Annotated in this window: 8 protein-coding genes; 6 read left to right on the top strand and 2 right to left on the bottom strand. The window is 63.3% G+C overall.

What is annotated here, in order from left to right; all coding sequences use genetic code 11:
• On the bottom strand, positions 1–326 hold a 326-nt coding region (locus AA309_RS21510), incomplete at its 3' end, for an FAD-dependent oxidoreductase (protein WP_047191067.1).
• A 278-nt stretch (positions 327–604) separates the two neighbouring features.
• Between AA309_RS21510 and AA309_RS21505 the strand changes: the two genes are divergently transcribed.
• The 3 genes from AA309_RS21505 (at position 605) to moaB (ending at position 3,116) form a co-directional block, all read left to right on the top strand.
• Positions 605–1,447 (top strand): uracil-DNA glycosylase, encoded by an 843-nt coding sequence (locus AA309_RS21505; protein ID WP_047191066.1) that lies wholly within the window; start codon positions 605–607, stop codon positions 1,445–1,447.
• An 87-nt stretch (positions 1,448–1,534) separates the two neighbouring features.
• Entirely contained in the window at positions 1,535–2,398 is an 864-nt protein-coding gene (gene ypfJ / locus AA309_RS21500; protein WP_047191065.1) for a KPN_02809 family neutral zinc metallopeptidase, read from the top strand.
• Positions 2,399–2,561: 163 nt separating this feature from the next.
• Positions 2,562–3,116 (top strand): molybdenum cofactor biosynthesis protein B, encoded by a 555-nt coding sequence (gene moaB, locus AA309_RS21495; protein WP_047191083.1) that lies wholly within the window; start codon positions 2,562–2,564, stop codon positions 3,114–3,116.
• Between the two features lies 1 nt (position 3,117).
• On the opposite strand, the gene AA309_RS21490 is transcribed toward moaB, so the two are convergent.
• Entirely contained in the window at positions 3,118–3,609 is a 492-nt protein-coding gene (locus AA309_RS21490) for a hypothetical protein (RefSeq protein WP_047191064.1), read from the bottom strand.
• A 124-nt stretch (positions 3,610–3,733) separates the two neighbouring features.
• Between AA309_RS21490 and AA309_RS21485 the strand changes: the two genes are divergently transcribed.
• The 3 genes from AA309_RS21485 to AA309_RS21475 all read left to right on the top strand — a co-directional run bounded on the left by AA309_RS21485 (position 3,734) and on the right by AA309_RS21475 (position 7,036).
• Positions 3,734–4,906 (top strand): PA0069 family radical SAM protein, encoded by a 1,173-nt coding sequence (locus AA309_RS21485; RefSeq protein ID WP_052954915.1) that lies wholly within the window; start codon positions 3,734–3,736, stop codon positions 4,904–4,906.
• 132 nt (positions 4,907–5,038) lie between these two features.
• A complete protein-coding gene (locus tag AA309_RS21480; RefSeq protein ID WP_047191063.1) occupies positions 5,039–5,680 on the top strand; it encodes a ribonuclease HII in 642 nt (213 codons plus the stop codon).
• A gap of 159 nt (positions 5,681–5,839) precedes the next feature.
• The gene (locus AA309_RS21475; protein WP_047191062.1) at positions 5,840–7,036 is read left to right on the top strand and encodes a site-specific DNA-methyltransferase; all 1,197 of its coding nucleotides are present in this window, start codon (positions 5,840–5,842) and stop codon (positions 7,034–7,036) included.
• Positions 7,037–7,065: the final 29 nt, after the last annotated feature.

The raw sequence follows: 7,065 nt of genomic DNA, 5'->3' as shown, positions 1-7,065 counted from the left end.
TTGGGCATGAACACGTTGGGCAGCCGAAGGCCGCCCGCATGGCCGAGATACATGAACTCGTCGGCCGTCACCTGGGTCTTGAGCGGGCGATCCGGATCGTTGCGCCATTCCGGCAGGAGGGCATCGAGGCCGATCGGGTCGATCACTGCGCCGGAGAGGATATGGGCCCCGACCTCGGAGCCCTTCTCCACCACCACCACGGAAATGTCGGCGCCCGTCTCGGCGGCCTGCTGCTTGAGGCGGATGGCGGTGCTGAGACCCGCAGGACCGGCGCCGACGATGACGACGTCGAACTCCATCGATTCACGGGCGGGCAGATCGGACATGAGTGTTCTCCTGTACGCGACTTCAAAGCATCAAGGCCAGATAGTTTACATATGAACAATCTGGCCTGACTTCTCAAGTACGGCCTTCGTTGAGGAATGTTCCTAGCTTCATTGGGCTTCAGCTGAAAGTTCCCTTTCATCATAAGGTTATGCCGAAGCCGATCGTAAGCCTCTATCTTGATGCCAGCGGGCCGATCTCAAGAAAAACAAGACGATAAATATATCTGGGCAGAACATCCTGAGTTGTCCCCCTCTTCCGGGATGCTTACATACGATCCATGCCGGATTTGCCCGCTGACCGAGATGCTTTGAAAGCGCTCCTCGACTTCCATGTCGAGGCGGGGGTGGATCTTGCGCTCGACGAGACCCCGCATAACCGGTTTGCCGAACCGAAGGCAGGACCCGCTCAGTCGAAAGGCGCTGCCCCGCAGGGTCAGGCGGCCCGCACTTCATCCTCGTCGGCTTCTCCTCCCCCGCCCCGTGCGCTGCCGAAGGCCGCCGCCGGTGCACCGGATGAGGTGGCCAGCCTTGCCCGCGAGCAGGCGCGCCATGCGCAGTCGCTGGAGGAGCTTGAGACGATCCTCGCGGGCTTCGAGGGCTGCGCCCTGAAATTCTCAGCCAAAAACCTGGCCTTTGCCGACGGCAATCCGGAAGGCCGCGTGATGCTGGTGGGCGAGGCTCCAGGCGCCGACGAGGACCGGATCGGCAAGCCCTTCATGGGCCGCTCCGGCCAGCTCCTCGACCGGATGCTCGCCACCATCGGCCTCGACCGCTCTGAAGTGTACGTCGCCAACATCGTCCCCTGGCGTCCGCCGGGCAACCGCACGCCGACCCCGCAGGAAATCGCGATCTGCAAACCGTTCATCGCGCGCCAGATCGAGCTGGCATCTCCTGAATTCCTGCTCTGCCTCGGCGGCCCCGCGGCCCAGAACCTGCTCGGCCTGAAGGACGGAATCCTGCGCACCCGCGGGCGCTGGTTCACCTACAAGACCGAGGACGGCCGCGAGATCCGGGCGCTGCCGACCCTGCATCCGGCCTATCTCCTGCGCCAGCCCCTGCAGAAGCGCCTCGGCTGGCGAGACTTCATGGCTCTGCGGCGCGCACTCGACGCCAAGGAATAGCCCCTTCCCCAAGGGCGTTCGGAACTCGTTCATACATTTGCGCCTTAAGCTCATGCGGCAAATCAGGCTGCTGCTTGTAGGTGGAACATGCGCTGGGAAGACTTTCGAACCTCGTCCAATGTGGAAGACCGTCGCGGCATGGGCATCGGCGGCGCGGGCGGTCTCGGCATCGGCACCATCGTGGTGCTCGGCCTCATCAGCTGGGCGCTCGGCATCGACCCACGCATCCTGATCGGCGGCGCGGAGATGATCGCGGGCGGCGGCTCGGGCTACCAGCAACAACAGGGCCGTCAGGGTGCGCCGCAGGATGAGGCCGGACGCTTTGCCGCCGCGATCCTCGGCAACACGGAAGACGTATGGAAGACGGTGCTGCCCCAGCAGGTGAACCGGCAATATCGCGAGCCGAAGCTCGTGCTGTTCTCCGGCGCGACGCGCTCCGGCTGCGGCGGCGCGCAATCGGCCATGGGACCCTTCTACTGTCCGCTCGACCAGACCGTTTACATCGACCTGTCGTTCTTCGAGGAAATGCAGCGCCGCTTCCGCGCCGGCGGCGACTTTGCCTATGCCTATGTGCTCGCACACGAGGTCGGCCACCATGTCGAGAATCTGCTCGGCATTCTCCCGCGCGTCCAGGAGCGCCAGCAGGAGGTCGGCGCTACGGAGCGCAACCAGCTCTCCGTCCGCGTCGAGCTGATGGCGGATTGCCTGGCTGGTGTCTGGGCGCATCATTCCAACCAGCGCTGGCAATCGCTCGAGCAGGGCGACATCGAGGAAGCGATCCGCGCGGCCGAAGCCATCGGCGACGACCGTCTACAGAAGCAGGGTCAAGGCCGCGTGGTGCCCGACTCCTTCACCCACGGCTCGTCGGAGCAGCGCATGCGCTGGCTCACGACCGGCTTGAAGAGCGGTCAGGTCCAATCCTGCGATACGTTCAGGGCAGCCAGACTGTAGAGCAGTTCAGCCTCACCGTCATGGCCGTCCCCGAACTCGATCCGGGGATCAGTCCCGGCCATCCCCGTCTTTGGATTTGCGGCAGAAGAAGACGTGGATACCCGGCACAAGGCCGGGTATGACGATAGAGGTAAATGCTCTCACGCAATCTCAGACCAACCCGATGCCCGGTATCGACGAAACCCTCACCTTCGTTCCTTTGTCCATCGCGGTGCTGACCGTGTCCGACACGCGTGTCCTCGATGACGACAAGTCGGGCGCGACGCTTGCCGAGCGCATCACGAAGGCGGGCCACAGGCTGGGTGATCGCGCCATCGTGCCGGACGAGATCGAGGCGATCCGCGAAAAGGTGCAAACCTGGATCGCCGATCCTGCCATCGACGTGATCATCACCACGGGCGGTACCGGCTTCACCGGGCGCGACGTAACGCCGGAAGCGATCGAGCCTTTGTTCGAGAAGCGCATGGACGGCTTCTCCGCCGTCTTCCACCGCATCTCCTACGACAAGATCGGCACCTCGACGATCCAGTCGCGTGCGACCGCGGGCGTGGCGAATGCCACCTTCATCTTCGTGCTGCCGGGCTCGCCAGGGGCCTGCAAGGATGCCTGGGACGGCATTCTGGCAACCCAGCTCGACTACCGCTACCGCCCCTGCAATTTCGTGGAGATCATGCCGCGCCTCGACGAGCATCTGAAGCGGAGCAAGCTGAAAGGCTGAATCAGCCGAAAACCGGATCGCGCTCGATGGTTGCCGACAGACGCACGGGTGCTCGGGTCTTTACCTCGTCGAGCAGCACACGGCGATGAACGAGATCGCCGGCATGAATCTTTGAGCGCGCGAAGATGCGGCGCACGAGGCTGACAAAACCGGATCCGTGACGGCGGAAGCGGGCAAGTCCCCGCTCAGGCGAGCCGCGGGTCACGAACCGGTCGAGAACCCGGATCCAGCCCTCCTGCGGGATATCGCCATCGTCGAGACAGAGTAGCCACTCGCGCCGGGCAGCGTGCGCGCCGTCCTTCCAGGAAGCCTCTTCCGCCACGATCAGGCTGGCCCCCGCCGCATCGGCCACTTTCGCCAGCATCTCATCCTGCCGAGCCGACAGAATCACGGCATCGCCCACGAGCCCTGCAGCAACGGCGGGCACGAGAGCGCTCAAAGTAGCGGCCAGGGCCTCGGGCCCATGGGTGACGCGGACGAGAGCGGTGATCATGTTCCCTCTTATAGCCCCTTCGGATGAAAACGTCGCCGGCAAGATCATCATCAAGGCGACTTGATTTTGTTCCTTATTTGTTCTGTTCTTATTCCGTTCTTTTTGAGATTCGCCCGAGGCCGTCATGTCCATCCGTTTCAAGGATCAGCCCGCTCCATTGAGGCCTGCGAAGCGTTCGCCCATCGAGGCCGCGGAGGCGGCGCGTCGGCGCATGGACGATCCGTCCTACCGGGTCGAGATGGACCGCCGGCGGGGCCGGGGTGCCGTGTCGAACCCGACCGGGCGCTACGAACCCGCTCAGCGCGAGAGCTTCGACGACGGCTGGGACATCGAAGAGGATCTCCCTCCCCTGCCCACCGAAGTGATCATCGAGAAGCCACGCACGATCATCACGCGAAACGACTCGCCCGATATTCTCTTCGAGAAGTCGATCAACCCGTATCGCGGCTGTGAGCACGGCTGCTCCTATTGCTTCGCACGCCCCACCCACGCCTATCAGGGCCTGTCCTCCGGGCTCGATTTCGAGACCAAGATCTTCGCCAAGCCCAATGCGGCCGAACTCCTGGAGAAGGAGCTGCGCGCTCCGAACTACCAGCCGACCACGATTGCGATCGGCGCCAACACGGATCCCTATCAGCCGGTGGAGCGCAAATTCCGCATCACGCGCTCGATCCTGGAGGTGCTGAATCGCGCCAATCACCCCGTGGGCATCGTGACGAAATCGGCGCTCGTGACCCGCGACATCGATATCCTGAGCCAGATGGCCGACAGGCATCTGGTGAAGGTCGCGATCTCGATCACGACCCTCGACCCGAAGCTCGCGCGCAGGATGGAGCCTCGCGCCGCCACTCCCGCCAGGCGCCTGGAGACCGTGCGCAAGCTCTCGGAGGCCGGCATTCCGGTGAGCGTTCTGGTGGCTCCCATTATTCCGGCCATCAACGACCACGAGATCGAAGCCATCCTGAAGGAGTCGCAGATGGCCGGCGCGCAGGAGGCAGGCTACGTGCTGCTGCGCCTTCCGCACGACCTGAAGGACCTGATGCGCGACTGGCTGGTGGAGCATTACCCCGACAAGCTCAAGCACGTGTTCTCGCTGCTGCAGGAAGCGCGCGGCGGCAAGGACTACGATTCGGAATGGAGCACCCGCCAATCCGGCGTCGGCCCCTATGCCTGGATGATCGGTCGCCGCTTCGAGACCGCCGCCGAGCGGCTGGGACTGAACAAGCGCAACCTGTCCCTGCGCAAGGACCTGTTCAAGGCTCCTGCCAAGGAGACGGGGCAGCTGTCCTTGTTCTAGAAGTCGCGTCAGGAACCCGCTCGTCATGGCCGTCCCCGGAGCAAGTCCGGGGATGACGAAGAGGGTAGTATTCACGACGGCGGCATTAAGCCCGGATGACAAGGCGGCCTCCTGCCGCTTTGATCCCATTCCATGACCGCACCGATTCGCTCACTGAAGAACACCGGCCTCGGCCTCGAGCGCGAGCTTTCCGCCCGCGCGCAGGGCTATACCTGCATCGCGGGCCTCGACGAGGTGGGACGCGGGCCGTTGGCGGGGCCCGTAGTCTCGGCGGCGGTCGTGCTCGGTCTCGACAACGTGCCTCAGGGCCTAGCGGATTCGAAGGCGCTGACCGCGCAGAAACGCGAGGCACTGTTCGCCGAAATATTGGCGACGTCGAAGGTAGGCATTGCATCGGTATCCCACGCCGAGATCGACACCATCAATATCCGCCAGGCTTCGCTGCTCGCCATGTGCCGGGCGCTCGCCGCCCTTCCCTGTGCACCGGATATGGCATTCGTCGACGGTAACGATCCGCCGCGCCTGCCCTGCGCAACGGAAGCGGTCATCAAGGGCGATTCGAGCATTGCGTCGATTGCCGCCGCCTCCATCGTCGCGAAAGTGGTGCGCGACCGCATGATGGCGCGACTCAGCGAGACTTATCCGGCTTATGGATTCGCGAGCAACGCAGGCTACAGCACGAAAACACACCTTCAGGTGCTGGCATCCGACGGTCCCTGCCCCTTCCATCGGCTGAGTTTTGCCCCGCTCAAACAAGGGTTACTGGACCTGTAACCAAACCTAACGCGCGTTAACCCAAAAAGCTCAGTCTTTTCAATAAGTCGGCAAGTTTTGCCGACCCAAAATAAGACGCATTTTTTTCGAGCTGGAAACCTGATCTTTACCCTAACGGACGATGATCCGGAGTGTCAGTTGCGTAACCGGTGATCACCCATGGGTACCTTGCGTACCGGGGCTGCCGGCGCCGCCTCCCGGATCAGTGTCTCGCGTACCGGGCGGTCTGCGCCGGCTCCTCGGACGGGGCGTAAAACGCCCCTCTCCGTCCTGCCGAAGCCTCTTCCTCTCAATGAGATCCTTCTCGGTGATTGCATCGCCAATCTCGAGAAGCTTCCCCCTGAGAGCGTGGACGTGGTCTTCGCAGACCCACCTTACAATCTCCAACTCGAACAGGCGCTCACGCGCCCGGACCAGAGCCTCGTCGACGCCGTTGACGACGACTGGGACAAGTTCGCGAGCTTTGCCGATTACGATGCCTTTACCCGCGCCTGGCTCTCCGCCGTGCGCCGCGTAATGAAGAAGAACGCGACGCTCTGGGTGATCGGCTCCTATCACAACATCTTCCGCGTGGGCGCAGCTCTGCAGGATCTCGATTTCTGGATCCTCAACGACATCGTGTGGCGCAAGGCCAACCCGATGCCGAATTTCAAGGGCCGCCGCTTCACCAATGCGCACGAGACCATGATCTGGGCCTCGAAGAGCGCGGATTCGAAGGGCTACACCTTCCATTACGATGCGCTGAAAGCCGGCAATGAAGACGTGCAGATGCGCTCGGACTGGTTCATCCCGCTCTGCACCGGCGACGAGCGTCTGAAGGACGAGCACGGACGTAAAGTCCATCCCACGCAGAAGCCCGAGGCGCTGCTCGCCCGCGTGCTGCTCTCCTCGTCCAATCCGGGCGATGTGGTGCTCGATCCCTTCTTCGGCTCCGGCACGACTGGCGCTGTCGCAAAAATGCTGGGGCGCAACTTCATCGGTCTCGAACGCGATCCGACCTACGCGAAGGCTGCACGCGCACGCATTGATGCGGTTCAGCCGCTCGATGACGTGTCGGTTGCCGCTCCGCCGGAAAAGCGCACGGAAGTGCGCGTGCCGTTCCTCTCGCTCATCGAGGGTGGCTACGTGAAGGCCGGCGAAACGCTGGTCGACGAACGCCGCCGTCACAAGGCAGTCGTGCGTGCCGACGGCACGCTGGCGCTCGGGCCCATCGTCGGCTCTATCCATAAGATCGGCGCGCTGACGCAGGGCTTCCCCTCCTGCAACGGCTGGACTTTCTGGCACGTGGAGCGGAACGGCAAGCTCGTCTCGATCGACGAGTTCCGGACGAAGGTGCGGGCGGAACTCGCCGCGTAAAGCTCACACCAATTTAGCTCTTCGTCATG

The organism is Microvirga vignae (assembly GCF_001017175.1).
GTDB classification, from domain to species: domain Bacteria; phylum Pseudomonadota; class Alphaproteobacteria; order Rhizobiales; family Beijerinckiaceae; genus Microvirga; species Microvirga vignae.
Note: the sequence above shows the minus strand (reverse complement) of the source record. Positions and strands in the feature narration are given on the sequence as shown.

Excerpts from the sequence above, each read along its gene's own strand:
- AA309_RS21505 (WP_047191066.1), top strand. The coding sequence starts at position 605 with ATGCCGGATTTGCCCGCTGACCGAGATGCTTTGAAAGCGCTCCTCGAC.
- ypfJ (WP_047191065.1), top strand. The coding sequence starts at position 1,535 with ATGCGCTGGGAAGACTTTCGAACCTCGTCCAATGTGGAAGACCGTCGC.
- moaB (WP_047191083.1), top strand. The coding sequence starts at position 2,562 with ATGCCCGGTATCGACGAAACCCTCACCTTCGTTCCTTTGTCCATCGCG.
- AA309_RS21490 (WP_047191064.1), bottom strand. The coding sequence starts at position 3,609 with ATGATCACCGCTCTCGTCCGCGTCACCCATGGGCCCGAGGCCCTGGCC.
- AA309_RS21485 (WP_052954915.1), top strand. The coding sequence starts at position 3,734 with ATGTCCATCCGTTTCAAGGATCAGCCCGCTCCATTGAGGCCTGCGAAG.
- AA309_RS21480 (WP_047191063.1), top strand. The coding sequence starts at position 5,039 with ATGACCGCACCGATTCGCTCACTGAAGAACACCGGCCTCGGCCTCGAG.
- AA309_RS21475 (WP_047191062.1), top strand. The coding sequence starts at position 5,840 with ATGGGTACCTTGCGTACCGGGGCTGCCGGCGCCGCCTCCCGGATCAGT.